20 protein-coding genes, 1 tRNA gene and 3 rRNA genes are annotated in these 25,285 nt (G+C 52.5%); 15 read left to right on the forward strand and 9 right to left on the reverse strand.

Annotated features, from left to right (window positions below):
* Positions 1-11: 11 nt before the first annotated feature.
* The gene (gene mioC / locus IP581_RS00005; RefSeq protein ID WP_193821486.1) at positions 12-461 is read right to left on the reverse strand and encodes an FMN-binding protein MioC; all 450 of its coding nucleotides are present in this window, start codon (positions 459-461) and stop codon (positions 12-14) included.
* A 118-nt stretch (positions 462-579) separates the two neighbouring features.
* A complete protein-coding gene (asnC, locus tag IP581_RS00010; protein ID WP_007369362.1) occupies positions 580-1,038 on the reverse strand; it encodes a transcriptional regulator AsnC in 459 nt (152 codons plus the stop codon).
* 150 nt (positions 1,039-1,188) lie between these two features.
* On the opposite strand from asnC, the gene asnA reads away from it, so the two are divergent.
* On the forward strand, positions 1,189-2,181 hold the full coding sequence (gene asnA, locus IP581_RS00015; protein WP_086872179.1) for an aspartate--ammonia ligase: 993 nt from the start codon (positions 1,189-1,191) through the stop codon (positions 2,179-2,181).
* Here the strand turns inward: asnA and viaA are convergent.
* Together viaA and ravA are read right to left on the reverse strand one after the other, a co-directional pair.
* Entirely contained in the window at positions 2,178-3,629 is a 1,452-nt protein-coding gene (viaA, locus tag IP581_RS00020; RefSeq protein WP_086872177.1) for an ATPase RavA stimulator ViaA, read from the reverse strand. The genes asnA and viaA overlap by 4 nt on opposite strands.
* Entirely contained in the window at positions 3,623-5,122 is a 1,500-nt protein-coding gene (ravA, locus tag IP581_RS00025; protein ID WP_193821487.1) for an ATPase RavA, read from the reverse strand. The genes viaA and ravA overlap by 7 nt, the downstream gene beginning before the upstream one ends.
* Positions 5,123-5,345: 223 nt before the next feature.
* Here ravA and kup point away from each other — a divergent pair, with 223 nt between their 5' ends.
* From kup to rbsR, 7 genes are all read left to right on the forward strand, one after another.
* Positions 5,346-7,214, forward strand: coding sequence for a low affinity potassium transporter Kup (gene kup, locus IP581_RS00030; RefSeq protein ID WP_086872173.1), 1,869 nt, complete (start codon positions 5,346-5,348; stop codon positions 7,212-7,214).
* Positions 7,215-7,419: 205 nt separating this feature from the next.
* Positions 7,420-7,839, forward strand: a complete 420-nt coding sequence (gene rbsD / locus IP581_RS00035; protein ID WP_193821488.1) for a D-ribose pyranase — start codon at positions 7,420-7,422, stop codon at positions 7,837-7,839.
* Between the two features lie 7 nt (positions 7,840-7,846).
* Positions 7,847-9,352, forward strand: coding sequence for a ribose ABC transporter ATP-binding protein RbsA (rbsA, locus tag IP581_RS00040; RefSeq protein ID WP_193821489.1), 1,506 nt, complete (start codon positions 7,847-7,849; stop codon positions 9,350-9,352).
* Between the two features lie 5 nt (positions 9,353-9,357).
* Complete coding sequence (rbsC, locus tag IP581_RS00045) at positions 9,358-10,323, forward strand: ribose ABC transporter permease (protein WP_086872167.1); 966 nt, start codon at positions 9,358-9,360, stop codon at positions 10,321-10,323.
* Between the two features lie 26 nt (positions 10,324-10,349).
* The gene (gene rbsB, locus IP581_RS00050) at positions 10,350-11,240 is read left to right on the forward strand and encodes a ribose ABC transporter substrate-binding protein RbsB (protein ID WP_086872165.1); all 891 of its coding nucleotides are present in this window, start codon (positions 10,350-10,352) and stop codon (positions 11,238-11,240) included.
* Positions 11,241-11,348: 108 nt separating this feature from the next.
* Positions 11,349-12,278, forward strand: a complete 930-nt coding sequence (gene rbsK, locus IP581_RS00055) for a ribokinase (RefSeq protein ID WP_193821490.1) — start codon at positions 11,349-11,351, stop codon at positions 12,276-12,278.
* Between the two features lie 3 nt (positions 12,279-12,281).
* Positions 12,282-13,274 (forward strand): ribose operon transcriptional repressor RbsR, encoded by a 993-nt coding sequence (gene rbsR / locus IP581_RS00060; protein ID WP_086872160.1) that lies wholly within the window; start codon positions 12,282-12,284, stop codon positions 13,272-13,274.
* Here rbsR and mdtD read toward each other — a convergent pair.
* Both mdtD and IP581_RS00070 read right to left on the reverse strand, forming a co-directional pair.
* A complete protein-coding gene (gene mdtD / locus IP581_RS00065; RefSeq protein WP_193821491.1) occupies positions 13,266-14,669 on the reverse strand; it encodes a multidrug transporter subunit MdtD in 1,404 nt (467 codons plus the stop codon). The genes rbsR and mdtD overlap by 9 nt on opposite strands.
* Before the next feature lie 11 nt (positions 14,670-14,680).
* Positions 14,681-15,370 (reverse strand): FadR/GntR family transcriptional regulator, encoded by a 690-nt coding sequence (locus IP581_RS00070; protein WP_193821492.1) that lies wholly within the window; start codon positions 15,368-15,370, stop codon positions 14,681-14,683.
* A gap of 476 nt (positions 15,371-15,846) precedes the next feature.
* Between IP581_RS00070 and IP581_RS00075 the strand changes: the two genes are divergently transcribed.
* From IP581_RS00075 to rrf, 4 genes are all read left to right on the forward strand, one after another.
* Positions 15,847-17,386 (forward strand): 16S ribosomal RNA (locus tag IP581_RS00075).
* A gap of 83 nt (positions 17,387-17,469) precedes the next feature.
* A tRNA-Glu gene (locus IP581_RS00080) sits at positions 17,470-17,545 on the forward strand.
* Positions 17,546-17,738: 193 nt separating this feature from the next.
* Positions 17,739-20,645: ribosomal RNA gene (locus IP581_RS00085) — 23S ribosomal RNA — on the forward strand.
* Between the two features lie 191 nt (positions 20,646-20,836).
* Positions 20,837-20,952 (forward strand): 5S ribosomal RNA (gene rrf, locus IP581_RS00090).
* The 16S, 23S and 5S rRNA genes sit together here with 1 tRNA gene alongside, the layout of an rRNA operon.
* Before the next feature lie 187 nt (positions 20,953-21,139).
* Here rrf and mobB read toward each other — a convergent pair.
* Positions 21,140-21,649: a molybdopterin-guanine dinucleotide biosynthesis protein MobB gene (mobB, locus tag IP581_RS00095; RefSeq protein ID WP_193821493.1), complete on the reverse strand. Its 510-nt coding sequence runs from the start codon at positions 21,647-21,649 to the stop codon at positions 21,140-21,142.
* Complete coding sequence (mobA, locus tag IP581_RS00100; RefSeq protein ID WP_193821494.1) at positions 21,646-22,233, reverse strand: molybdenum cofactor guanylyltransferase MobA; 588 nt, start codon at positions 22,231-22,233, stop codon at positions 21,646-21,648. The genes mobB and mobA overlap by 4 nt, the downstream gene beginning before the upstream one ends.
* A 69-nt stretch (positions 22,234-22,302) precedes the next feature.
* Here mobA and IP581_RS00105 point away from each other — a divergent pair, with 69 nt between their 5' ends.
* The 3 genes from IP581_RS00105 (at position 22,303) to dsbA (ending at position 24,274) form a co-directional block, all read left to right on the forward strand.
* The gene (locus tag IP581_RS00105) at positions 22,303-22,572 is read left to right on the forward strand and encodes a YihD family protein (protein WP_017460091.1); all 270 of its coding nucleotides are present in this window, start codon (positions 22,303-22,305) and stop codon (positions 22,570-22,572) included.
* A 75-nt stretch (positions 22,573-22,647) separates the two neighbouring features.
* On the forward strand, positions 22,648-23,634 hold the full coding sequence (locus IP581_RS00110; RefSeq protein ID WP_086873346.1) for a serine/threonine protein kinase: 987 nt from the start codon (positions 22,648-22,650) through the stop codon (positions 23,632-23,634).
* Between the two features lie 16 nt (positions 23,635-23,650).
* The gene (dsbA, locus tag IP581_RS00115) at positions 23,651-24,274 is read left to right on the forward strand and encodes a thiol:disulfide interchange protein DsbA (protein ID WP_017460093.1); all 624 of its coding nucleotides are present in this window, start codon (positions 23,651-23,653) and stop codon (positions 24,272-24,274) included.
* A gap of 12 nt (positions 24,275-24,286) precedes the next feature.
* Here dsbA and IP581_RS00120 read toward each other — a convergent pair whose 3' ends face one another.
* Entirely contained in the window at positions 24,287-25,195 is a 909-nt protein-coding gene (locus IP581_RS00120) for an acyltransferase (RefSeq protein ID WP_086873345.1), read from the reverse strand.
* Positions 25,196-25,285: the final 90 nt, after the last annotated feature.

A 25,285-nucleotide genomic window follows, 5' to 3' on the forward strand; every position in this document is an offset into this window, starting at 1 on the left:
TCGCACGATCTTTAATCGTTATTGAGTAAATTTTTCCAGGATCCCAGCCATTCTTCTGCTGGATCTTCCGGAATATCGTGATCAAGGATGTTGATCTTCAGCGTTTCGCCGATCTGTTTTGCACCGCACGCTGTTAATGACGCTTCCAGTTTTTCGATCGCCTGACAGAAAGTGTCATATTCACGACTACCGATACCGATAGCGCCAAAACGTACCTGGGACAGATCCGGCTTTTGCTCATTCAAATCATCTAAAAGCGGTTGCAGGTTTTCGGGCAGATCGCCCGCACCATGGGTGGAACTGACCACCAGCCAGGTGCCCTGCAAAACAAGATCCTCTAAAAGCGGGCCGTGCAGCGTCTCGGTACTGAAACCCGCGTCTTCCAGCTTTTCCGCCAGATGTTCCGCCACGTATTCCGCGCCGCCAAGAGTACTGCCGCTAATAAGAGTGATGTCTGCCATGAAGCCCGCTCCGTTTTACTCGCCATTCGGCGATAAATAGGGGGGCATTGTACGCTGTGAATGGGCTGGGATCTACCTGTGGACAATACGGGTATTATTTGAGGATGAAAACGCCCGGTTAAGGGCGGATCGTACGCATGATCGGGTTTTGCAGGGAGATCAGTGTCTCCGTGGACTGAATTTCATCAATGGTTTGGATCTTGTTGATAAGTACCTGCTGCAAGGCGTCTATGGATCGACACATCACCTTAATAAAGATGCTGTAGTGACCGGTGGTGTAATAAGCCTCGGTCACCTCTTCCAGACTTTCCAGCTTCGCCAGCGCGGAGGGGTAATCTTTGGCGCTTTTCAAAATGATGCCGATAAAGCAGCAAACGTCATATCCCAATTGTTTTGGGCTTACGTCAATGCGTGCACCGGTAATGATCCCTGCTTGCTTCATTTTCTCCACGCGTACGTGAATGGTGCCAGGGCTGACACCAAACTGTTTGGCCAGTTCGGCGTATGCAGTACGCGCATTCGCCATCAACGCGTCGAGGATGCCGCGGTCCAGATTATCGATCTGATAATTTTCCATAGGATTTTCTTATTAAGAATAATGAATATTTCTATTTTAGCTTGCTGTATTGACGAATCAAAAGCGTTACTGGCTTTTTAATTGTGAATTATTGAGTTATTGCGATGTTTTATTGCTTAATGAATAGCAACAGGACACAGGAGTGACATAATGAAAACCGCTTACATCGCAAAACAACGCCAGATTGCTTTCGTGAAATCTTTTTTCTCTCGCCAGCTGGAGGAGAAACTGGGCCTGATTGAAGTTCAGGCGCCGATCCTTAGCCGCGTGGGTGATGGCACGCAAGATAACCTGTCGGGGTGTGAAAAAGCGGTACAGGTCAATGTGAAAACGCTGCCGGATGCCCGTTTCGAAGTGGTGCATTCACTGGCTAAATGGAAACGCCAGACGCTGGGCCAGCATGACTTCAGCGCTGGTGAAGGGCTATACACGCACATGAAAGCCCTGCGCCCGGATGAAGATCGCCTTTCTTCTATTCACTCCGTTTATGTGGATCAGTGGGACTGGGAACGTGTGTTGGGTGACGATCAGCGTCAGCTGGCAACCTTAAAAAGCACCGTTGAGGCGATCTGGTCAGGGATCAAAGAGACTGAAGCTGCCGTTAGCGAGCGATTTGGCCTGGTACCGTTCCTGCCAGAACAGATCCACTTTGTACATAGCGAAACGCTGCTTAGCCGCTTTCCGCATCTCGATGCCAAAGGGCGCGAGAGAGCGATCGCGAAAGAGCTGGGCGCAGTGTTCCTGATGGGCATTGGCGGCAAACTTAGCGACGGCAAGCGCCATGATGTGCGTGCGCCGGATTACGATGACTGGAGTACGCCGGCGGAAACGGGTTTCAGCGGTTTGAACGGCGATATTCTGGTGTGGAACCCGGTACTGGAAGACGCGCTGGAACTATCGTCGATGGGCATTCGCGTTGATGCCGATGCCTTAAAACGGCAGTTGAAGCTGACCGGCGATGAAGATCGCTTACAGCTGGAGTGGCACCAGGCGCTGCTGCGCGGTGAGATGCCACAAACGATCGGCGGCGGGATCGGTCAATCGCGCCTTACCATGCTGCTGCTGCAATTACCGCACATCGGGCAAGTGCAGTGCGGCGTGTGGCCTGCGCATGTTCGCGAGCAGGTTTCCGGCCTGCTTTAACGCCGCCAGCGCCGTAACAGGCGGCTGCGCATCCCGGTATCAAAGCGCCAGATATGGTCGAAGATACGCATGATGCCGGGCTTGCCGTGCGACGACATCGCCACGGCGTGAAAGCGATGCTGATGAACCTGTTGAAGCTCTTTCACTTTATTAACGACATCGTCCGGCAGGCGCTGGGCGATAAAATCAGAAATCACCACCGCGTCCGCGTCATACCACTCTCCGCCCTGCATCCGTTCGATGATCGCGCGAAAACAGCTCGCCAGATCGGTGCCACCGCGAAAGCGCTGGCTGAGAAAACGGATCGCCTGCTCCAGCCCCTGCGCACTGGTAAGTTCATAGCGCACCACTTCGCTGGAAAACAGCATAATAAAACAGCGTCGTTTGTCCGCCAGTGCCACGCGCATCAGTGCGAGGCAGAACGCTTTGGCGCACTGTTCGTTGAAACCACCCATGGAACCGGAGGTATCGACACAAACAATAAAGGGGCCGCGCGGTTGCTGGTCAAAATCCTGGTGAACAACCGGGCGTTCTGTCACTTTTTCCCGCCAGGCATCGCCATGCAGTCGGTAAGTCAGCAACTGCTTTTCCACCAGCCGCCGGTAAAACTCATACTCCAGTTCGGTGATGCCCAGCGTCGCCAGTTCCGGCGGCAATAAGCGCAGGATATCGTCGCTCTGATGCAGCCCGTCAACCTGCTCCGGTACGATTGCCGGTTCGCGCACCAGGGTGCGGAAGGTTTCCATTGGCGCATCTTTTCGCGGCACCGACCTGGCTTCCCGTGAGCGGCCAAGTTGTTCCGCGAGCTGCTGGAGTTCCGGTTGTTCTTTGAGAAAATCACCATACTTAACGATCAACTGATAATCACCGCGTTTAAGCTGACCGGCGCTCATATCCCATAGCCTGCCTGCGGCGTTTTCATTTTCGATCAGCACCGGCTCTAGCTGGCCGCTGAGCGTCATGCGTTCCTGCACTTCACTGAGCAATTGCTCGCGCTCTTCTTCCAGTAACTGCTGGTTGAAAGCGGTGGTTTGCACCACCAGACTCAACCGCCAGCGTTGCAAAAACAGAGTATGCAGCGCGGGCGTAAAGACCGGGTTATCGGCAACCATTTGCCTCGCTTGTGTTGCGAAAGGCGAGCGCAGCTTATCCAGCAAAGCCAGAATTTGTGGCAACTGAACAGTAAATTGCGACGTTGAAAGCAGCTGACTTTGCTGGTAGCTCAACACTTCTTGTGCCAGCTCTGGCGGCACTTCACTCTCTTTGAGGTGCTTTTTTAGCGCTTCACGCCAGCGCGGGACGTCCTCGGTGATGGCGTGTTTGAGTTTGGGAAATTTTTCGAAAAACAGCGCCAGTTGCGGGGACGCCAGCAGCAGAACTATCAGTTCTTCAACCAACGCCTCCTCACTGATAGTGAGCATTACATTGAGTGTTTCCAGCGTTAGCATTGCCGCGCCTGTTGGATCTGCGCTCTGACATCCTGCAGGCTGGCTTCAATGCGACCTAACCAGTCGGCGGCAATAAACAGGCATTTTTGCTGCTCGCTAAAACGGGTGTGCTGCTGGTGCCAGGTGTTGTCCAGTGCTTCCAGTTGCTGCTTAATCTCTTCCGGCACATTTTCTGAGGTACTGCCACCGGGCAGGGCAAGACGCGATCCTTGCAGACTGACGTCGCGGATCAACAGATGCAGGCTGGCATCCACTTCCAGATTCAGCACTTGCGCAAAACCAATGCCGTTAAGTTTGCCGCGGATCTCACCGCCTTTCGCCAGCCACTGCTCCAGCGCGCTGCGTTCAATGGTGACGTGAATAACCTGCAAATCATGTAATTTTAACGGCTGTTGCAGGAGGAGTGTCAGCACCGGTTCGGTTACATCGGCGGGTAAATCGTAATGAGGGCGTCGGCTGAACATCCCGCCCTGGCGGCTCACTTTGAGCGCCGTTTTGTCGCTTTGCTGTTGCTGAAGTTGCAGGTGGCGCTGCGAAATAGTGGTGAGCTGCGCGAGCATCGATTGTTGTTGCCAGGCGTGCCCGGTCATCAAAATTTCCAGTTGTTGTTGCAGCAGGCGCATGCCTTCAGCGTCGTGCCACAGACAATCTTTCAGCAAGATTAAATCAATCGGCGCGACCGCATCGCGGCCACTGAAAAAGGCGCTGGACTGCAACAGGCGGATGGCCTTTTTCCAGCGACGATCGGAAACATACGGCGCGCTCGGCAATGCATCAAGCTGCTGGCGCAACGTATAGATAAGCTCAAAAACATTATCCGGTAGTTTGACCTTGCTGATTTCCTGTTGCCAGCTGGCGTACTCGTCATCAGTGATTTGCAACTCCGCAGGCACCGGGTTGTCGTTCTCATCCTGCTGGCTAATCAGCATCGAGCGGAAGTTACCCTTCTCCTGCACTTTGTCGAGCCACAGGCGAATCAACATGCGGTCATACAGCGCTTCAAGGCTGCTATCCGCTTCCGGCAGTTCGTTAGAGGCGGCCACCAGCAAGCGCATGGGGATTTTCTCTTCGCTGGCACCATTGCGAAAACGTCGTTCGTTAATCGCCGTCAGCAGCGTGTTGAGAATGGCCGGACCTGCTTTCCAGATTTCATCCAGAAAGACAATTTCAGCTTCCGGTAAATAGCCGCTGGTTAAGCGCTCGTAGCGCCCTTCATCTTTTAATGCCTGGATGGAAAGCGGGCCAAACACCTCTTCCGGCGTCGAGAAACGGGTCATCAAATATTCAAACGCGCGGGCATGTTTGAAGGCAAACTTCAGACGGCGAGCAATCAGGCTTTTGGCAATGCCCGGCGGGCCAAGAAGAAACACACTCTCACCGCTTAGTGCCGCCAGCAAACACAGGCGAATGGCGTGGCTGCGCTCAAAAAGCCCTTTTTCCAGCGCGCTGCTCAAGCGGGAAATTCTTTCTGCTAATAAATGTGAGTGAGCCATAATAGATTTGCGTCCTTTCGCCGTGTTATCCGGCTTGCAAAAGCGAGTATAGACGTTCCTGAAAGGGCTTGTAATAGACTGAAGAACGGCTTTATTTTCTTTGCGCCAGATTAATGTGGCCGCATTTAGGGGTACGATTTCACAAATAATCGTGCATACTGTGCGCTTTTTGTGGGCCAAGGGACTAAGCACACATTTTGGCATTCAATCAAAAGATTAGTCTATGAGCACTGATAATAAGCAATCATTACCTGCGGTTACGCTTGCGGCGATTGGGGTTGTCTACGGTGATATCGGCACCAGCCCACTTTATACACTTCGTGAATGTTTGTCTGGTCAGTTTGGTTTTGGCGTTGAGCGCGATGCTGTGTTCGGCTTTTTGTCGCTCATCTTCTGGCTGCTGATTTTTGTCGTCTCCATTAAGTACCTGACCTTCGTCATGCGGGCGGATAACGCCGGTGAAGGCGGGATCTTAACGTTGATGTCGCTGGCCGGGCGCAATACCTCCGCAAGGATGACCTCGGTGCTGGTGATCATGGGGCTGATTGGCGGCAGCTTCTTTTATGGCGAGGTGGTGATAACCCCCGCGATTTCTGTGATGTCGGCGATAGAGGGGCTGGAAATTATCGCGCCTTCGCTCGACGACTGGATTGTGCCGCTGTCGATTGTGGTGTTAACCCTGCTGTTCGCGATTCAAAAACACGGTACAGGCCTTGTGGGGAAGCTGTTTGCGCCCATTATGCTGGCGTGGTTTTTGATTCTCGCGGTGCTCGGCGCACGTAGTATTATTGCCAACCCTGAAGTATTGCAGGCACTGAACCCGATGTGGGCGGTGAATTTCTTCCTGCAATATAAAGCTATCTCCTTTGTGGCGCTGGGCGCGGTCGTGCTCTCTATCACCGGGGTGGAAGCGCTGTATGCGGATATGGGCCACTTCGGTAAGCTGCCGATCCGCGTGGCGTGGTTTATTGTGGTATTGCCGTCGCTGGTGCTGAACTACTTTGGTCAGGGCGCGTTATTGCTGAAAACGCCGGAAGCGATTAAAAACCCCTTCTTCCTGCTTGCGCCGGAATGGGCGCTGATCCCGATGCTGATTATTGCCACGCTGGCGACGGTGATTGCCTCGCAGGCGGTGATTTCCGGCGTGTTCTCCCTGACGCGCCAGGCCGTACGTCTGGGTTATCTGGCACCGATGCGTATCATCCATACCTCGGAGATGGAATCCGGGCAGATCTATATCCCGTTCATTAATTGGCTGCTCTACTTTGCGGTGGTGCTGGTGATTGTCAGCTTTGAGCACTCCAGTAACCTGGCGGCGGCATATGGCATCGCCGTGACCGGCACCATGGTGTTGACCTCTATTCTCTCCACCACGGTGGCGCGCAAAAACTGGCACTGGAACAAAGTGCTGGTGGGGCTGCTTCTGCTCTTATTCCTCTCTATCGATGTGCCGCTGTTCTCGGCGAACCTCGACAAAATCGTCTCCGGTGGTTGGTTGCCATTAACCCTTGGGCTGGTGATGTTCATGGTGATGACGACCTGGAAGAGCGAGCGTTTCCGCTTGCTGCGCCGTATGCATGAACATGGTAACTCTCTGGAGGCAATGATTGCCTCGCTGGAGAAATCACCGCCGGTGCGCGTACCGGGAACCGCGGTTTATATGTCGCGTGCACTGAATGTTATCCCGTTCGCGATGATGCATAACCTGAAGCACAACAAGGTGCTGCATGAGCGCGTGATCCTGCTGACGCTGCGTACTGAAGATGCGCCGTATGTGCACAATGTGCGCCGCGTGCAGATTGAGCAATTGTCGCCAACCTTCTGGCGTGTGGTGGCGAGCTATGGCTGGCGCGAAACGCCGAACGTGGAAGAAGTGTTCCACCGCTGCGGTCTGGAAGGGTTGAACTGCCGCATGATGGAGACCTCGTTCTTTATGTCGCATGAATCGCTGATCCTGGGCAAACGCCCCTGGTATTTGCGTCTGCGCGGGAAACTTTATCTGGTGCTGCAGCGTAACGCGCTGCGCGCACCAGACCAGTTTGAGATCCCGCCAAACCGGGTGATAGAGCTGGGAACGCAGGTCGAAATTTAATGCTAATAAAACCCCTCTTTATGAGGGGTTTTTGCTATTAATTACTGGCTATTTTACTTAAAACAGGAAAGCTGTTTTTTTCATCAATTCGGCAAGCGAAACGTTTCGATATCGATCACACTTCTGTAACGGCAAGATAGTTTTCTGCACATTCTTCGTACTACACTGCAATACAGCGAAACGTTTCGCTGATGGAGCATAAAAAATGAAAAAAGGTCGTGTGCTGAACGCTGACATCTCGTCAGTCATCTCTCGTCTTGGTCATACTGATTCGCTGGTGGTGTGTGATGCCGGGTTGCCGGTACCGCGTAACACCCAACGCATTGATATGGCACTCACTCAAGGCGTGCCTTCCTTTATGCAAGTACTGGAAGTAGTGACGGCGGAAATGCAGGTTGAGACCGCGATTATCGCCTCGGAGATTAAGCAGCATAATCCGCAGCTCCATGAAACGTTGCTCAAGCATATTGAGCAGCTGCAAAAACACCAGGGAAATAACATCAATGTGCGGTACGTTACGCACGAGCAATTTAAAAAACACACCGCGGACAGTCATGCGGTGATTCGCAGCGGGGAGTGTTCCCCGTTTGCGAATATCATTCTCTGTGCTGGCGTGACCTTCTGAGGCCATCATGGACGCGTTACTACAACTCAAAGGCATTGATAAAGCCTTTCCCGGCGTAAAAGCCCTCTCCGGCGCGGCGCTAAATGTTTACCCTGGCCGCGTGATGGCGCTGGTGGGTGAAAACGGTGCCGGCAAATCAACGATGATGAAAGTGCTGACGGGCATCTACACCCGTGACGCCGGTTCGCTGCTGTGGTTAGGCAAAGAGACCACGTTCAGCGGGCCGAAATCCTCCCAGGAAGCCGGTATTGGCATCATTCACCAGGAACTGAACCTGATCCCGCAACTCACCATCGCCGAGAACATCTTCCTTGGCCGTGAGTTTGTGAATCGCTTTGGCAAAATCGACTGGAAAAAGATGTTTGCCGAAGCGGACAAACTGCTGGCGAAGCTGAATCTGCGTTTTAAAAGCGATCGGCTGGTCGGCGAACTGTCGATTGGCGATCAGCAGATGGTCGAAATCGCCAAAGTGATGAGCTACGAATCGCAGGTCATCATTATGGATGAGCCAACCGATGCCCTGACCGATACCGAAACCGAATCGCTGTTCCGTGTTATTCGCGAGCTGAAATCGCAGGGGCGCGGCATCGTCTATATTTCTCACCGCATGAAAGAGATCTTCGAGATTTGCGATGACGTGACCGTTTTCCGTGACGGGCAATTTATCGCCGAGCGCGAAGTGGCCACGCTGACCGAAGATACGCTGATTGAAATGATGGTTGGCCGCAAACTGGAAGATCAATATCCGCGGCTGGATAAAGCGCCGGGCGAGATCCGCCTGACCGTTGATAATCTGTGCGGGCCGGGGGTGGAAAACGTCAGTTTCACGTTGCGTAAAGGCGAGATCCTGGGCGTGGCCGGGCTGATGGGCGCGGGGCGCACTGAACTGATGAAAGTGCTGTATGGCGCGCTGCCGCGCACCAGCGGTTATGTGACGCTCGACGGCCATGAAGTCATAACCCGCTCACCGCAGGACGGTCTGGCAAACGGTATTGTTTATATTTCGGAAGACCGCAAGCGTGACGGGCTGGTCCTCGGCATGTCGGTGAAAGAGAACATGTCGCTGACTGCGCTGCGTTACTTCAGCCATGCGGGCGGTACGCTGAAACACAAAGATGAGCAGCAGGCAGTAAATGATTTTATTCGTCTGTTTAATGTGAAAACGCCTTCTATGGAGCAGGCCATTGGTTTGCTCTCCGGCGGGAACCAGCAAAAAGTGGCGATCGCGCGCGGTTTGATGACGCGGCCGAAAGTGCTGATCCTCGACGAGCCGACGCGTGGTGTCGATGTTGGGGCGAAAAAAGAGATTTATCAACTAATTAACCAGTTTAAGGCCGATGGCCTGAGCATCATTCTTGTCTCCTCCGAAATGCCGGAAGTGCTGGGCATGAGCGATCGCATAATGGTGATGCATGAAGGGCATCTCGGCGGGGAATTCACGCGCGAGCAGGCCACTCAGGAAGTGTTGATGGCTGCCGCTGTGGGCAAGCTTAATCGTGTGAATCAGGAGTAAAAAAGATGACTACCCAGGCTGTTTCTGGTCGCCGTTATTTCACCAAAGCATGGTTGATGGAACAAAAATCGTTGATTGCCCTGCTGGTGCTGATTGCGATTGTCTCGACCATGAGCCCGAACTTTTTTACCGTCAATAACCTGTTAAACATCCTGCAACAGACCTCGGTCAACGCCATTATGGCGGTCGGTATGACGCTGGTTATTTTAACGTCGGGAATCGATCTGTCCGTCGGATCTCTGTTAGCGCTCACCGGCGCGGTTGCCGCCTCGCTGGTGGGAATGGAAGTTAACGCGCTGGTGGCGGTTTTCGGCGCGCTGGCGCTCGGCGCGGCTGTTGGCGCACTGACCGGTACGATTGTCGCGAAAGGCCGCGTACAGGCGTTTATCGCCACGCTGGTGATGATGCTGCTGCTGCGCGGTGTGACGCTGGTTTATACCAACGGTAGCCCGATTAACACCGGCTTTACCGATAACGCTGACGTATTTGGCTGGTTCGGTATCGGTCGCCCGTTCGGCATTCCGACGCCGGTGTGGCTGATGGCCGTCGTCTTTATCGCGGCGTGGTATCTGTTGCATCACACCCGTTTGGGTCGTTATATCTATGCGTTAGGCGGTAACGAGGCAGCAACGCGCTTGTCCGGTATCAGCGTTGATAAAGTTAAAGTTATCGTTTACTCCCTGTGCGGCCTTCTGGCCTCGCTGGCGGGCATTATTGAAGTGGCGCGTCTTTCCTCGGCGCAACCTACTGCGGGAGCAGGTTATGAGCTGGATGCTATCGCTGCGGTTGTTTTGGGTGGGACCAGTCTCGCAGGTGGCAAAGGACGTATTGTCGGAACGTTAATCGGCGCACTGATCCTTGGCTTCCTCAATAATGGATTGAATTTGTTGAGCGTTTCCTCCTATTACCAGATGATCGTTAAAGCAGTGGTGATTCTGCTCGCGGTGCTGGTAGACAACAAAAAGCAGTAATTACCTACACAACAGGACTCATGAAAATGAACATGAAAAAACTGGCCACTCTGGTTTCTGCTGTTGCACTGAGCGCCACCGTAAGCGCAAACGCGATGGCGAAAGACTCTATTGCTCTGGTGATTTCCACGCTGAACAACCCGTTCTTCGTTTCCCTGAAGGATGGCGCGCAGAAAGAAGCGGACAAACTGGGTTATGACCTGGTGGTGCTGGACTCGCAAAACAACCCGGCGAAAGAACTTGCGAACGTGCAGGACCTGACCGTGCGCGGCACCAAATTGCTGCTGATCAACCCGACCGATTCCGACGCTGTAGGTAACGCTGTGAAAATGGCAAACCAGGCGAAAATCCCGGTGATCACCCTTGACCGTGTGGCTTCCAGCGGTGAAGTGGTAAGCCATATCGCTTCTGATAACGTGCTCGGCGGCAAAATTGCCGGGGATTACATTGCTAAGAAAGCGGGCGAAGGCGCGAAAGTGATTGAACTGGCGGGTATTGCCGGGACGTCCGCTGCGCGTGAACGTGGTGAAGGCTTCCAGCAGGCAGTTGCTGCGCACAAATTTAACGTACTGGCCAGCCAGCCGGCTGACTTCGACCGCACTAAAGGCCTGAACGTCATGCAGAACCTGCTGACCGCGCATCCGGATGTGCAGGCTGTTTTCGCGCAGAACGACGAAATGGCGCTGGGTGCGCTGCGCGCACTGCAAACCGCCGGTAAATCCGACGTCATGGTTGTTGGTTTCGACGGTACGCCAGACGGCGTGAAAGCGGTTAACGACGGTAAACTGGCGGCGACTATCGCTCAGTTGCCGGAGCAGATCGGCGCGAAAGGCGTGGATACCGCAGACAAAGTGCTGAAAGGTGAAAAAGTCTACGCCAAAAACCCGGTTGATCTGAAGCTGGTGGTTAAGCAGTAATTCGTCATTCTGGTGGAGGGCAAACACCTTTCACCTGAGGGACAATGCAAAAAAGAAAAGCATGGCACGCGCCACCGAAAGGTGGCGCATTTTACGGACAAGCTCATCATGAAAACCGCAGGCAAACTCGTTGTCCTTGGCAGTATCAATGCCGATCACATTCTTAACCTTGAATCTTTCCCGACACCGGGCGAAACCGTGACGGGCAGCCAGTATCAGGTGGCTTTTGGCGGTAAAGGGGCAAACCAGGCGGTAGCCGCCGGGCGTAGCGGTGCGGATATTGCGTTTATCGCCTGTACCGGCGATGACGATACCGGTGCGCGCGTACGTAAACAGCTTGAGAGCGACAATATTGATGTTACGCCGGTGAGCGTGATTGCGGGCGAATCCACAGGTGTTGCGCTGATTTTCGTTAACGGTGAAGGTGAGAATGTTATCGGTATTCATGCGGGAGCGAATGCGGCGCTCTCAATTGATCGCGTCAACGCGCAGCATGATCTGATCGCGCAGGCTTCTGCACTGTTAATGCAGCTGGAATCACCGGTTGAGAGTGTACTGGCTGCGGCGCGTATTGCGCATCAAAACAATACCATTGTGGCGCTGAATCCGGCTCCGGCGCGCGAGCTTTCCGATGAACTGCTGGCGCTGGTGGATATCATCACGCCGAACGAGACCGAAGCGGAAAAACTCACCGGCATTAAGGTAGCCAGCGACGAAGACGCCGCGCGGGCTGCGCAGGCGCTGCACGCCAAAGGTATTAACACGGTGATTATTACTCTCGGTAGCCGTGGTGTGTGGACCAGCGTTAATGGCGAAGGCAAACGGGTACCGGGCTTTAAAGTGAAAGCCATCGATACCATTGCGGCGGGTGACACGTTTAACGGCGCGTTGCTAACCGCGTTACTGGAAGATAAACCTCTGGATGAGGCGATTCGTTTTGCTCATGCGGCGGCGGCGATTGCCGTCACGCGTAAGGGTGCGCAACCGTCTGTGCCGTGGCGCAATGAGATTGACGATTTTCTCTCTTCGCAGGGGTGACGCTTGGCGACCATGAAGGATGTTGCCCGCCTGGCGGGCGTTTCTACTTCAACCGTTTCCCACGTAATTAACAAAGATCGCTTTGTCAGTGAGGCTATCCGCGAAAAAGTGGAAACGGCGATCAAGACGCTGAACTACGCGCCTTCTGCTATCGCGCGTAGCCTGAAGATCAACCAGACGCGTACGATTGGTATGCTGATCACCGCCAGTACCAATCCGTTTTACTCGGAGCTGGTACGCGGCGTGGAGCGCAGCTGTTTCGAGCGGGGTTACAGCCTGGTGTTGTGCAACACCGAAGGTGACGAGCAGCGGATGAATCGCAACCTGGAAACTCTGATGCAAAAACGCGTCGATGGGTTGCTGTTGCTGTGTACCGAAACGCACCAGCCTTCGCAAGAGATCATGCAGCGCTACCCTTCAATTCCTACCGTAATGATGGACTGGGCGCCATTCGATGGTGACAGCGATCTGATTCAGGACAACTCGCTGCTCGGCGGCGATATGGCGACGCAATATCTGATTGGCAAAGGGCATACGCGTATCGCCTGCATTACTGGTCCGCTGGATAAAACCCCCGCACGTTTGCGCCTGGAAGGGTATCGCGAAGCGATGGCTCGCGCCGGGTTGGTGATTCGTGAAGGGGATGAGATCGAGAGCGATTTTGAGTTTGGCGGCGGCTTCGACGCGATGCAGACATTACTGGCAATGAACGAGCGCCCGCAGGCGGTATTTATTGGCAATGATGCGATGGCCGTTGGCGCGTATCAGGCGCTTTACCAGGCGGGGCTGAAAATCCCGCAGGACATGGCGATCGTCGGTTATGACGACATTGAACTGGCGCGCTATATGACGCCGCCGCTCACCACTATTCATCAGCCAAAAGATGAACTGGGTGAGCTGGCGATTGATGTGCTTATCCACCGGATTGCGGAGCCAGGTTTGCAACAGCAGCGTTTGCAGCTCACACCAATATTGATGGAGCGCGGCTCAGCCTGATTTTTTGTGCCGTTCTTTAATCAGGTTGCGGCCATCTTTTGCTTTTAACAACATAAAAACTAACGCGGAAATCAGCGTAATCGCGCCCATAGTAATAAAGGTATAGTGGAATTGCTCAACGGTGTTTGTGCCGTCAAACCCTTCATAGAAACGTAGTACCGCTGCGCTAACCGCCACGCCGAGGCTAATCGACAGTTGCTGTGTTACTGCCAGCACACTATTACCGCTGCTGGCGTTCTCATCGGTTAAGTCTGCAAGCGTAATGGTGTTCATTGAGGTGAACTGCGTGGACATCGCCATCCCAAGGATGAACAGCGGCAGCACCAGCATCCATATTGCCATCGCCGGTGTTTGTAAGGCGAACTGCGCAATCATCAAACCAATAAACAGCGTGATACCAACCAGTGTTTTCCGGTAGCCAAACCAGCGCAGTACCTGAGTTACCGTGGATTTCGCCAGGATAGAACCCAGCGCAGTGGGGGCCATCATGCAACCGGCAATCAATGCCGGATAACCGAACCCAACTTGTAACATCAACGGCATCAAAAAAGGCACACAGCCAGTACCCAGGCGTGAAGCTATGTTCCCGGCGATCCCGACGGAAAAGGTCCGGGTGTTAAACAGGTTGAGCGATATCAGCGGCGTCGGGTGTCGACGCGCATGGCGAACGTAGGCCAGTAACAGCAAAATGCCGCTCAGAATGATAGTAAAAGCGATCCAACTGGCGACCAGCTTCTCACCGAACAACTCCATTCCGCTTGAGAACAGCACCAGGCTTAAACCGAACAGGAAAAAACCGCCCATATCGAAACTGCGTCGTGGCGTAGTGAAGTTCGGCATATATTTGCGCGCATAAAACAGACCGGCGAGGCCAATCGGGATATTAATTAAGAAGATCCAGTGCCAGCTCGCCCAGGTGACTAACACGCCTCCCATCACCGGCCCAAGAATTGGCCCGACAAGCCCAGGCATGGTGACGAAGTTCAGTACCGGCAGCAATTCGCTACGCGGATAAGCCCGAAGCAATGCCAGGCGTGCGACCGGCATCATCATCGCGCCGCCAATCCCCTGAACCACGCGGAACATAACCAGCATCGATAATGAATTAGAAAGTGCGCAGGCCAACGAGCCAAGGGTAAACAAGCTGACTGCCAGCATAAAGACGCGCCGTGTACCGAAGCGATCGGCCAGCCAGCCGCTCATAGGGATAAGCATGGCGACGGTCAGTGTGTAGCTGATAATCGCCGATTGCATTGCTAAAGGGGAACGGCCAAGGCTTTGTGCTATTGCGGGAAGTGCGGTGTTAAGAATCGTGGCATCCAGAGCCTGCATAAAAAAGGCCATTGCCGCAATCCACGGCAGGCCGGCCATACTGCGCGCTTTTTTTTCTGTCATACCATGTCCTGTTAATTCGGCGTATTCAGTAACAGCTGGCACGCCCGGAACGCGCTGTCGCCATCGCTTTCCTGGATGGCGTCCACAATCGCCTGGTGAAGGTCGAGCTTGACCACTTCATTTTGGGTAATAGAAGTAAAGTAGCTGTGATAAACCGAATGGAAGAGCGTGGAAAAAGAGATTAGGAAAGGGTTATCGCTCATTGCGTAGATATGTTCATGCCACGCCGTATCGATTTCCACCCAGCGTTCGCGGTTGAAGTTCTTTTTCAGGAACACCATCTCTTCCATTAATGTGTTGAGATACGCTTTTTGTTCCGCGCTACCCAACGTGGCGGCAAGCAGACACGCCTGAGGCTCAAGGCTACTGCGCATAATAAGAAAGTGTTGAACAACTTCCTGGAAGTTATCCTCATGCATCCACCAGGAGAGCAGTTCCTTATCAAGGAAGTTCCAGTTTCCGCGCGGCATAACGCGAGTACCAATACGCGGGCGCGGGAGCACCATCCCTTTTGCTGTTAATGTCTTTACCGCCTCTCTGACAGCGGTGCGGCTTACGCCAAACTTCTCGCCCAGCTCCATCTCACCCGGCAGAATACTGCCAGGGGCATATTCTCCCTTCAGGATTTGTTGCGCCAGTTTCTCAGCCAGAACCCAGGAGATGTTTTTCTGCGCGGCAAGTTGTTGTGCGTTTAGCGGCATTTTTACTTCCTTATCTCTTTATTTCACTGGCTAGTATGCCATTCGATACCTTTCAGTGGTGGTAAAAACAGCGAAATCGGCAATTTATGCCGCTTTTTACCACGCTTTGTTGAAAAAAGAGACGGTTGAAAACTTTTTTGAAATTAGGGGTTGTCAGCGGGAATTAACGCCCTATAATGCGCCACCACTGACACGGCACAACGGCAAATACACCGGCCTGTCAGGTGAAGAAATCTGAAAATAAACAGTTGACTTCACGGCGGGAAAGCGTAGTATACGCAACCCGCGCCGCAGCAAAAAGCGAGGCGGCACTGCTCTTTAACAATTTATCAGACAATCTGTGTGGGCACTCAGGGTGACTGGATTCTTGAACGTCGCAAGACGAAAAATGAATACCAAGTCTCAGTGAGTGAACACGTAATTCATTACGAAGTTCTTTTCTTTAGAAATAAAGAAACATTGAGCATCAAACTTTTAAATTGAAGAGTTTGATCATGGCTCAGATTGAACGCTGGCGGCAGGCCTAACACATGCAAGTCGAACGGTAGCACAGAGAGCTTGCTCTCGGGTGACGAGTGGCGGACGGGTGAGTAATGTCTGGGAAACTGCCTGATGGAGGGGGATAACTACTGGAAACGGTAGCTAATACCGCATAACGTCGCAAGACCAAAGAGGGGGACCTTCGGGCCTCTTGCCATCAGATGTGCCCAGATGGGATTAGCTAGTAGGTGGGGTAACGGCTCACCTAGGCGACGATCCCTAGCTGGTCTGAGAGGATGACCAGCCACACTGGAACTGAGACACGGTCCAGACTCCTACGGGAGGCAGCAGTGGGGAATATTGCACAATGGGCGCAAGCCTGATGCAGCCATGCCGCGTGTGTGAAGAAGGCCTTCGGGTTGTAAAGCACTTTCAGCGGGGAGGAAGGCGATACGGTTAATAACCGTGTTGATTGACGTTACCCGCAGAAGAAGCACCGGCTAACTCCGTGCCAGCAGCCGCGGTAATACGGAGGGTGCAAGCGTTAATCGGAATTACTGGGCGTAAAGCGCACGCAGGCGGTCTGTCAAGTCGGATGTGAAATCCCCGGGCTCAACCTGGGAACTGCATCCGAAACTGGCAGGCTTGAGTCTCGTAGAGGGAGGTAGAATTCCAGGTGTAGCGGTGAAATGCGTAGAGATCTGGAGGAATACCGGTGGCGAAGGCGGCCTCCTGGACGAAGACTGACGCTCAGGTGCGAAAGCGTGGGGAGCAAACAGGATTAGATACCCTGGTAGTCCACGCCGTAAACGATGTCTATTTGGAGGTTGTGCCCTTGAGGCGTGGCTTCCGGAGCTAACGCGTTAAATAGACCGCCTGGGGAGTACGGCCGCAAGGTTAAAACTCAAATGAATTGACGGGGGCCCGCACAAGCGGTGGAGCATGTGGTTTAATTCGATGCAACGCGAAGAACCTTACCTGGTCTTGACATCCACAGAACTTGCCAGAGATGGCTTGGTGCCTTCGGGAACTGTGAGACAGGTGCTGCATGGCTGTCGTCAGCTCGTGTTGTGAAATGTTGGGTTAAGTCCCGCAACGAGCGCAACCCTTATCCTTTGTTGCCAGCGGTCCGGCCGGGAACTCAAAGGAGACTGCCAGTGATAAACTGGAGGAAGGTGGGGATGACGTCAAGTCATCATGGCCCTTACGACCAGGGCTACACACGTGCTACAATGGCGCATACAAAGAGAAGCGACCTCGCGAGAGCAAGCGGACCTCATAAAGTGCGTCGTAGTCCGGATTGGAGTCTGCAACTCGACTCCATGAAGTCGGAATCGCTAGTAATCGTGGATCAGAATGCCACGGTGAATACGTTCCCGGGCCTTGTACACACCGCCCGTCACACCATGGGAGTGGGTTGCAAAAGAAGTAGGTAGCTTAACCTTCGGGAGGGCGCTTACCACTTTGTGATTCATGACTGGGGTGAAGTCGTAACAAGGTAACCGTAGGGGAACCTGCGGTTGGATCACCTCCTTACCTTAAAGAACCGTTCTCTGCAGTGTCCACACAGATTGTCTGATGAAAAGTAAAAGCAAGGCGTCTTGCGAGCGAGACTTTACGTCCCCTTCGTCTAGAGGCCCAGGACACCGCCCTTTCACGGCGGTAACAGGGGTTCGAATCCCCTAGGGGACGCCACTTGCGCGGTAATGTGTGAAAGGCGTTGCCCATCTGTATCTCAAAACTGACTCACGAGTCATGTTTGAGATATTTGCTCTTTAAAAATCTGGATCAAGCTGAAAATTGAAACACTGAACAGTGCGAACTGTTCTGTGAGTCTCTCAAATTTTTGCGACACGCGGATGTTTCACGAAACATCTTCGGGTTGTGAGGTTAAGCGACTAAGCGTACACGGTGGATGCCCTGGCAGTCAGAGGCGATGAAGGACGTGCTAATCTGCGAAAAGCGCCGGTAAGGTGATATGAACCGTTATAACCGGCGATGTCCGAATGGGGAAACCCAGTGTGACTCGTCACACTATCATTAACTGAATCCATAGGTTAATGAGGCGAACCGGGGGAACTGAAACATCTAAGTACCCCGAGGAAAAGAAATCAACCGAGATTCCCCCAGTAGCGGCGAGCGAACGGGGAGGAGCCCAGAGCCTGAATCAGCTTGTGTGTTAGTGGAAGCGTCTGGAAAGTCGCGCGATACAGGGTGACAGCCCCGTACACAAAAATGCACAGGCTGTGAGCTCGATGAGTAGGGCGGGACACGTGGTATCCTGTCTGAATATGGGGGGACCATCCTCCAAGGCTAAATACTCCTGACTGACCGATAGTGAACCAGTACCGTGAGGGAAAGGCGAAAAGAACCCCGGCGAGGGGAGTGAAAAAGAACCTGAAACCGTGTACGTACAAGCAGTGGGAGCATCCTTCGGGGTGTGACTGCGTACCTTTTGTATAATGGGTCAGCGACTTATATTCTGTAGCAAGGTTAACCGAATAGGGGAGCCGAAGGGAAACCGAGTCTTAACTGGGCGTTAAGTTGCAGGGTATAGACCCGAAACCCGGTGATCTAGCCATGGGCAGGTTGAAGGTTGGGTAACACTAACTGGAGGACCGAACCGACTAATGTTGAAAAATTAGCGGATGACCTGTGGCTGGGGGTGAAAGGCCAATCAAACCGGGAGATAGCTGGTTCTCCCCGAAAGCTATTTAGGTAGCGCCTCGTGAATTCATCTCCGGGGGTAGAGCACTGTTTCGGCTAGGGGGCCATCCCGGCTTACCAACCCGATGCAAACTACGAATACCGGAGAATGTTATCACGGGAGACACACGGCGGGTGCTAACGTCCGTCGTGAAGAGGGAAACAACCCAGACCGCCAGCTAAGGTCCCAAAGTCATGGTTAAGTGGGAAACGATGTGGGAAGGCCCAGACAGCCAGGATGTTGGCTTAGAAGCAGCCATCATTTAAAGAAAGCGTAATAGCTCACTGGTCGAGTCGGCCTGCGCGGAAGATGTAACGGGGCTAAACCATGCACCGAAGCTGCGGCAGCGACACTATGTGTTGTTGGGTAGGGGAGCGTTCTGTAAGCCTGCGAAGGTGTGCTGTGAGGCATGCTGGAGGTATCAGAAGTGCGAATGCTGACATAAGTAACGATAAAGCGGGTGAAAAGCCCGCTCGCCGGAAGACCAAGGGTTCCTGTCCAACGTTAATCGGGGCAGGGTGAGTCGACCCCTAAGGCGAGGCCGAAAGGCGTAGTCGATGGGAAACAGGTTAATATTCCTGTACTTGGTGTTACTGCGAAGGGGGGACGGAGAAGGCTATGTTAGCCGGGCGACGGTTGTCCCGGTTTAAGCGTGAAGGTGTGTGCTCCAGGCAAATCCGGAGTGCTTTAACACTGAGGCGTGATGACGAGGCACTACGGTGCTGAAGTAACAAATGCCCTGCTTCCAGGAAAAGCCTCTAAGCTCCAGGTAACACGAAATCGTACCCCAAACCGACACAGGTGGTCAGGTAGAGAATACCAAGGCGCTTGAGAGAACTCGGGTGAAGGAACTAGGCAAAATGGTGCCGTAACTTCGGGAGAAGGCACGCTGGTGCGTAGGTGAAGTGACTTGCTCATGGAGCTGAAACCAGTCGAAGATACCAGCTGGCTGCAACTGTTTATTAAAAACACAGCACTGTGCAAACACGAAAGTGGACGTATACGGTGTGACGCCTGCCCGGTGCCGGAAGGTTAATTGATGGGGTCATCCGTAAGGAGAAGCTCTTGATCGAAGCCCCGGTAAACGGCGGCCGTAACTATAACGGTCCTAAGGTAGCGAAATTCCTTGTCGGGTAAGTTCCGACCTGCACGAATGGCGTAATGATGGCCAGGCTGTCTCCACCCGAGACTCAGTGAAATTGAACTCGCTGTGAAGATGCAGTGTACCCGCGGCAAGACGGAAAGACCCCGTGAACCTTTACTATAGCTTGACACTGAACACTGGTCCTTGATGTGTAGGATAGGTGGGAGGCTTTGAAGCGTGGACGCCAGTCTGCGTGGAGCCGTCCTTGAAATACCACCCTTTAATGGCTGGTGTTCTAACGTGGACCCGTTACCCGGGTTGCGGACAGTGTCTGGTGGGTAGTTTGACTGGGGCGGTCTCCTCCTAAAGCGTAACGGAGGAGCACGAAGGTCAGCTAATCCTGGTCGGACATCAGGAGGTTAGTGCAATGGCATAAGCTGGCTTGACTGCGAGCGTGACGGCGCGAGCAGGTGCGAAAGCAGGTCATAGTGATCCGGTGGTTCTGAATGGAAGGGCCATCGCTCAACGGATAAAAGGTACTCCGGGGATAACAGGCTGATACCGCCCAAGAGTTCATATCGACGGCGGTGTTTGGCACCTCGATGTCGGCTCATCACATCCTGGGGCTGAAGTAGGTCCCAAGGGTATGGCTGTTCGCCATTTAAAGTGGTACGCGAGCTGGGTTTAGAACGTCGTGAGACAGTTCGGTCCCTATCTGCCGTGGGCGCTGGAGAATTGAGGGGGGCTGCTCCTAGTACGAGAGGACCGGAGTGGACGCATCACTGGTGTTCGGGTTGTCATGCCAATGGCACTGCCCGGTAGCTAAATGCGGAAGAGATAAGTGCTGAAAGCATCTAAGCACGAAACTTGCCCCGAGATGAGTTCTCCCTGAGACTTTGAGTCTCCTGAAGGAACGTTGAAGACGACGACGTTGATAGGCCGGGTGTGTAAGCGCAGCGATGCGTTGAGCTAACCGGTACTAATGAACCGTGAGGCTTAACCTTACAACGCCGAAGGTGTTTTGGCGTGAGAGACAGAATTTTCAGCATTGATTCAGAGTCCGAAGGATTTTGCGCTGGGACAAGGCGGCAAATGAGGCGACGGAAGGAGCATACAGGGGTATGTGACTGACGTTCGTGAATGCAGCCAACGCGGTACCGGTGCAAAAGACACAGGACAGGGCACAAAGAATTTGCCTGGCGGCAACAGCGCGGTGGTCCCACCTGACCCCATGCCGAACTCAGAAGTGAAACGCCGTAGCGCCGATGGTAGTGTGGGGTCTCCCCATGCGAGAGTAGGGAACTGCCAGGCATCAATTAAGTGAAGAGGCCATCCTGACGGATGGCCTTTTTGCGTTTTTATGCAGCGAAACTTCTGCTTGCGAAACAGGTTGCTGGTATCCAGCAGTCCTCTGTGAGTGACGGAAAAAACAGACTGCCTGCCGGAACCCGCTCACGTTCAGAAAGCCTCATGCGGAACAGGCAGTGCGTACCAGAAGCTACTCCACTTTCCTAATCCAGCGCAAAATAAACGTTACTATCTGCTCAATATCATTCAGGTTTAGTACCGGCACACCATGCCTAAGAGGGATATCACTGGCGATGGCGATAACATGCTCGTCCAGCGTCAACTCTGCTAAATCATGACCACAGTCATGCCGCCAGAGCAGGATTTTGGGCACAGACTCGTGTTTAAAACCCTCGACCAGTACCAAATCCAGTTTTGTCGCATCCATTCTGCTAACCAGATAGGTCAAATCTAACTCTGCTTCATCCGGCGTTTCTGTCATTAACGCCCACCGTTGTGAACTGGCTACCAACGTTTGCGCCGCACCTGCTTTACGTAATTCATAACTGTCTTTACCAGGCTTATCGACATCCATATCGTGATGAGTATGTTTGATTAACCCGGGGCGAATACCTTGTTCACAGAGCGCCGGAATCAACTGCTTAAGTAGTGTTGTTTTCCCGGTTCCGCTCCAGGCGGCAATGGCAAGTAATGGGATCATATTCTCTCCTGCCAGTGTGCAAGATCATCAGGGGTGTTCACATTGGTGAATGCGAATTTCACATCACTAAAATCGACCGCATGCCCTCCTGCTTGTCGCATAAATACCATCACTCGACGTTCGCCGTTGGCGAAATAATCCTGCAAAAATGGTAAAACGCTGCGGTGTACCAGTGCAATTGCCGGGTGATCTCGCTCGCCATCATTAACCCACACTGCCGGCGCATTATGCTGCCGGTTCTTTTGTAACCGTGCCATAAGATCCGTTGGTATACGTGGCGTATCGCACGGACAAAACAGAAACCACTCTCCATCGCTTTGCTGCATAACGGAGAGCATTCCCGCCAGCGGGCCGGGAAAATCATTCAGCGTATCTGTGAGAACCGGTAAGCCACTGGCGCGATAAATTTCAAGGTTTCGATTGGCGCTGATAACTAAGCTGGATACCTGTGGTGCCAGCCGTTCGGCAACATGTTGCCACAGCGGTTTACCATTTAATTCCTGCAGCCCTTTATCTTTCCCACCCATCCGCGAGGCTTTTCCTCCCGCCAGCACCACACCTGTTACTGCATGACTGTCCGTCACCCTTATCGCCTCTTTTATTGTGGGTTTTACCCTGCTACCGTGTCTGTACCCAGAGTAAGGAGCACAATTATGAAATGTAAACGCCTGAATGAAGTTATCGAACTTCTCCAGCCCGCATGGCAAAAAGAGCCAGAGCTTAATTTAGTGCAATTTTTGCAGAAACTGGCGCAAGAGTCAGGTTATCAAGGCGACCTTGTGGATTTAAGTGATGACATCCTGATCTATCACCTGAAAATGCGCGACTCCTCGAAAGATGCGGTGATCCCTGGCATTCAGAAAGATTATGAAGAGGATTTTAAAACCGCGCTGCTGCGCGCGCGCGGCGTTATTAAAGAGTAAAAGCTTGTAAGCGACGCAACCGAATACGCTACGAAATGATATCCTGAGTTATTCGTCGTATTTTCGGATCCCAGGATGACCTGCAACGCTTTTACCTTCCAGACATTACACCCGGATACCATTATGGATGCGCTGTTTGAGCAGGGGATTCGGGTGGATTCCGGGCTTACCCCGCTTAACAGCTATGAAAACCGTGTTTATCAATTTCAGGATGAAGATCGCAAACGTTATGTGGTGAAGTTTTATCGCCCGGAGCGTTGGTCTGCAGAACAAATTCTTGAAGAGCATGAATTTGCTTTAGATTTGCATCGTGATGACGTTCCGGTCGCGGCACCGCTTGCTTTCAACAATCAAACCTTACTTACTCATCAGGACTTCTTTTTCGCTGTTTTCCCAAGCGTTGGTGGCCGTCAGTTTGAAGCCGACAATCTGGATCAAATGGAGTGGGTGGGCCGCTACCTTGGCCGTATGCATCAAACCGGCAGTAAAAAGCGTTTTACAAGCCGTCCGGAAATAGGTGTTAAAGAATATCTGATTGAGCCACGCCACCTCTTTGAAACATCAACGCTCATTCCTTCTGGTTTAAAAGATGAATTTTTGCGTGCAGCCGATAAGCTTATCGATGCTGTAATGGCGCAATGGCATAACCGTTTTAATCTTCTGCGCCTGCACGGTGATTGCCACGCAGGGAATATTCTCTGGCGTGACGGGCCAATGTTTGTTGATTTAGACGATGCCCGTAATGGCCCTGCCGTACAGGATTTGTGGATGTTGCTACACGGCGATAAAGCCGAACAGCGTATGCAACTGGAGATGATCGTCGAGGCCTACGAAGAGTTCAGTGAATTCAACGTGGCTGAGCTGGGATTAATAGAGCCGCTACGCGCCATGCGCCTGGTTTACTATCTGGCATGGCTGATTCGTCGTTGGGACGACCCGGCATTTCCCAAAAATTTCCCGTGGCTGAGCAGTGAAGATCACTGGCACAGACAGATATTGATTTTTCTTGAACAGGTGAAAGTTCTTCAAGAACCACCTTTAGCATTAACACCAATGTATTAAATGGAGAGAATTGACCATGAAGAAGATTTGGCTGGCGCTGGCAGGAATGATTCTGGCTTTTAGCGCCTCAGCAGCACAACCTACAGACGGTAAGCAATTTATTACACTTGATAAGCCAGTGGCGGGTGAGCCGCAGGTGCTTGAGTTCTTCTCGTTTTATTGCCCGCACTGCTACGACTTTGAACAGGTTTGGCATATTGCTGACGCGGTGAAGAAGAAGCTGCCAGAAGGCACAAAAATGACCAAATACCACGTGGAATTCTTAGGCCCACTGGGTAAAGAGATGACGCAGGCGTGGGCTGTGGCCATGGCGCTTGGTGTAGAGGATAAAATCACCTCTCCACTGTTTGAAGCGGTGCAGAAAACGCAAACCGTGCAGTCTGTTGCCGATATTCGCGATGTCTTCATCAGCGCGGGCGTGAAAGGCGAAGAGTATGATGCTGCGTGGAACAGCTTCGTGGTGAAATCACTGGTTGCTCAGCAAGAAAAAGCAGCTGCGGATTTACAACTTCAGGGTGTGCCAGCCATGTTTGTTAACGGGAAATACCAGGTTAACCAGCAGGGCATGGACGGCAGCAGCCTGGACGCCTTCGTTCAGGATTACGCAAACACCGTGAAATATCTGGTTGAGAAGAAGTAAAAATAACGCCGGTCACTGACCGGCGTTTTTGTATTCTGCTTTGATGGTATCAATCAGTTCATCTTTCTCAAGCCACAGTTTATTTAGCCACTGCTGGAAGCTCCGTTTAAAATTCTTATCGTTTACGTAATCCCCATGTAGCGCTTCATCCACCGGCAATAAATTGACTCGCACGACAATACGCGTCAGCTTACCGCTGAGCATATCAAAGAACGGCGTACGGTCGTTTTCCGGGTAACAGAGCGTAACATCAAGCAATTTATCGAACTGTTTACCTAACACATTTAGCGCCATGGCAATACCTGCAGCTTTTGGCGACAGCAGGTTTTTGAAAGAAGAGCGTGTCTGTTGGCGCTTTTCTTCCGTAAAGCGTGAACCTTCGACAAAGTTCACAATGGTGGTGGGGTGAAAGCGAAATTTCTCGCATGAACGGCGTGTGGTTTCGACATCTTTACCCCGACGTTCAGGGTGGCGAATCAAATAACTTCTGGAATAACGGCGCATAAAAGGCATATCCAGCGCCCAACAGGCAAGGCCAATAAAAGGTACCCACGCCAGTTGCTGTTTAAGGAAATACTTGTTCATGGGAATATGTTTACGAAACAGCACACATAACACCACAATATCCGCCCAGCTATGATGATTGCAGATCAGCAAATACCAGTTCTTCTTATCCAGGCCTTCCAGCCCCTCTACATCCCATTTTAAATAAGGGTTGAGGTGCAATAGCCATGAAAGCCCTTCACACCAGCAATACATCATAAAATTGCAGAAAGTGGAGATCGCGCGCCATACCGCGGGAACAGGAATTAACAACTTGAGCATTCCGGCGATAATAATGGGCACGGAGCAAATAATGGTAACCAATATGGTGAGCAGGACACTCAAAAATAGAGTGGTTACCGCAAGAAATCTCGACATAGTTTTATTATTCAGAAAGTTAGCTGGTAAAAGCACACTAATAAAAGCGCAAGGCGCAGATCTTAACAGAAAACTGTTATCAGGAATGCG

It is taken from the genome of Kosakonia pseudosacchari (assembly GCF_015167415.1).
GTDB lineage: Bacteria > Pseudomonadota > Gammaproteobacteria > Enterobacterales > Enterobacteriaceae > Kosakonia > Kosakonia pseudosacchari.

Coding starts and splice junctions, on each gene's coding strand:
- rbsK (WP_193821490.1), top strand. CDS start 11,349: ATGAAAACCGCAGGCAAACTCGTTGTCCTTGGCAGTATCAATGCCGAT.
- rbsD (WP_193821488.1), top strand. CDS start 7,420: ATGAAAAAAGGTCGTGTGCTGAACGCTGACATCTCGTCAGTCATCTCT.
- rbsA (WP_193821489.1), top strand. CDS start 7,847: ATGGACGCGTTACTACAACTCAAAGGCATTGATAAAGCCTTTCCCGGC.
- ravA (WP_193821487.1), bottom strand. CDS start 5,122: ATGGCTCACTCACATTTATTAGCAGAAAGAATTTCCCGCTTGAGCAGC.
- kup (WP_086872173.1), top strand. CDS start 5,346: ATGAGCACTGATAATAAGCAATCATTACCTGCGGTTACGCTTGCGGCG.
- IP581_RS00105 (WP_017460091.1), top strand. CDS start 22,303: ATGAAATGTAAACGCCTGAATGAAGTTATCGAACTTCTCCAGCCCGCA.
- asnC (WP_007369362.1), bottom strand. CDS start 1,038: ATGGAAAATTATCAGATCGATAATCTGGACCGCGGCATCCTCGACGCG.
- IP581_RS00120 (WP_086873345.1), bottom strand. CDS start 25,195: ATGTCGAGATTTCTTGCGGTAACCACTCTATTTTTGAGTGTCCTGCTC.
- viaA (WP_086872177.1), bottom strand. CDS start 3,629: ATGCTAACGCTGGAAACACTCAATGTAATGCTCACTATCAGTGAGGAG.
- asnA (WP_086872179.1), top strand. CDS start 1,189: ATGAAAACCGCTTACATCGCAAAACAACGCCAGATTGCTTTCGTGAAA.
- mdtD (WP_193821491.1), bottom strand. CDS start 14,669: ATGACAGAAAAAAAAGCGCGCAGTATGGCCGGCCTGCCGTGGATTGCG.
- IP581_RS00070 (WP_193821492.1), bottom strand. CDS start 15,370: ATGCCGCTAAACGCACAACAACTTGCCGCGCAGAAAAACATCTCCTGG.
- dsbA (WP_017460093.1), top strand. CDS start 23,651: ATGAAGAAGATTTGGCTGGCGCTGGCAGGAATGATTCTGGCTTTTAGC.
- mioC (WP_193821486.1), bottom strand. CDS start 461: ATGGCAGACATCACTCTTATTAGCGGCAGTACTCTTGGCGGCGCGGAA.
- rbsC (WP_086872167.1), top strand. CDS start 9,358: ATGACTACCCAGGCTGTTTCTGGTCGCCGTTATTTCACCAAAGCATGG.
- rbsB (WP_086872165.1), top strand. CDS start 10,350: ATGAACATGAAAAAACTGGCCACTCTGGTTTCTGCTGTTGCACTGAGC.
- IP581_RS00110 (WP_086873346.1), top strand. CDS start 22,648: ATGACCTGCAACGCTTTTACCTTCCAGACATTACACCCGGATACCATT.
- mobB (WP_193821493.1), bottom strand. CDS start 21,649: ATGATCCCATTACTTGCCATTGCCGCCTGGAGCGGAACCGGGAAAACA.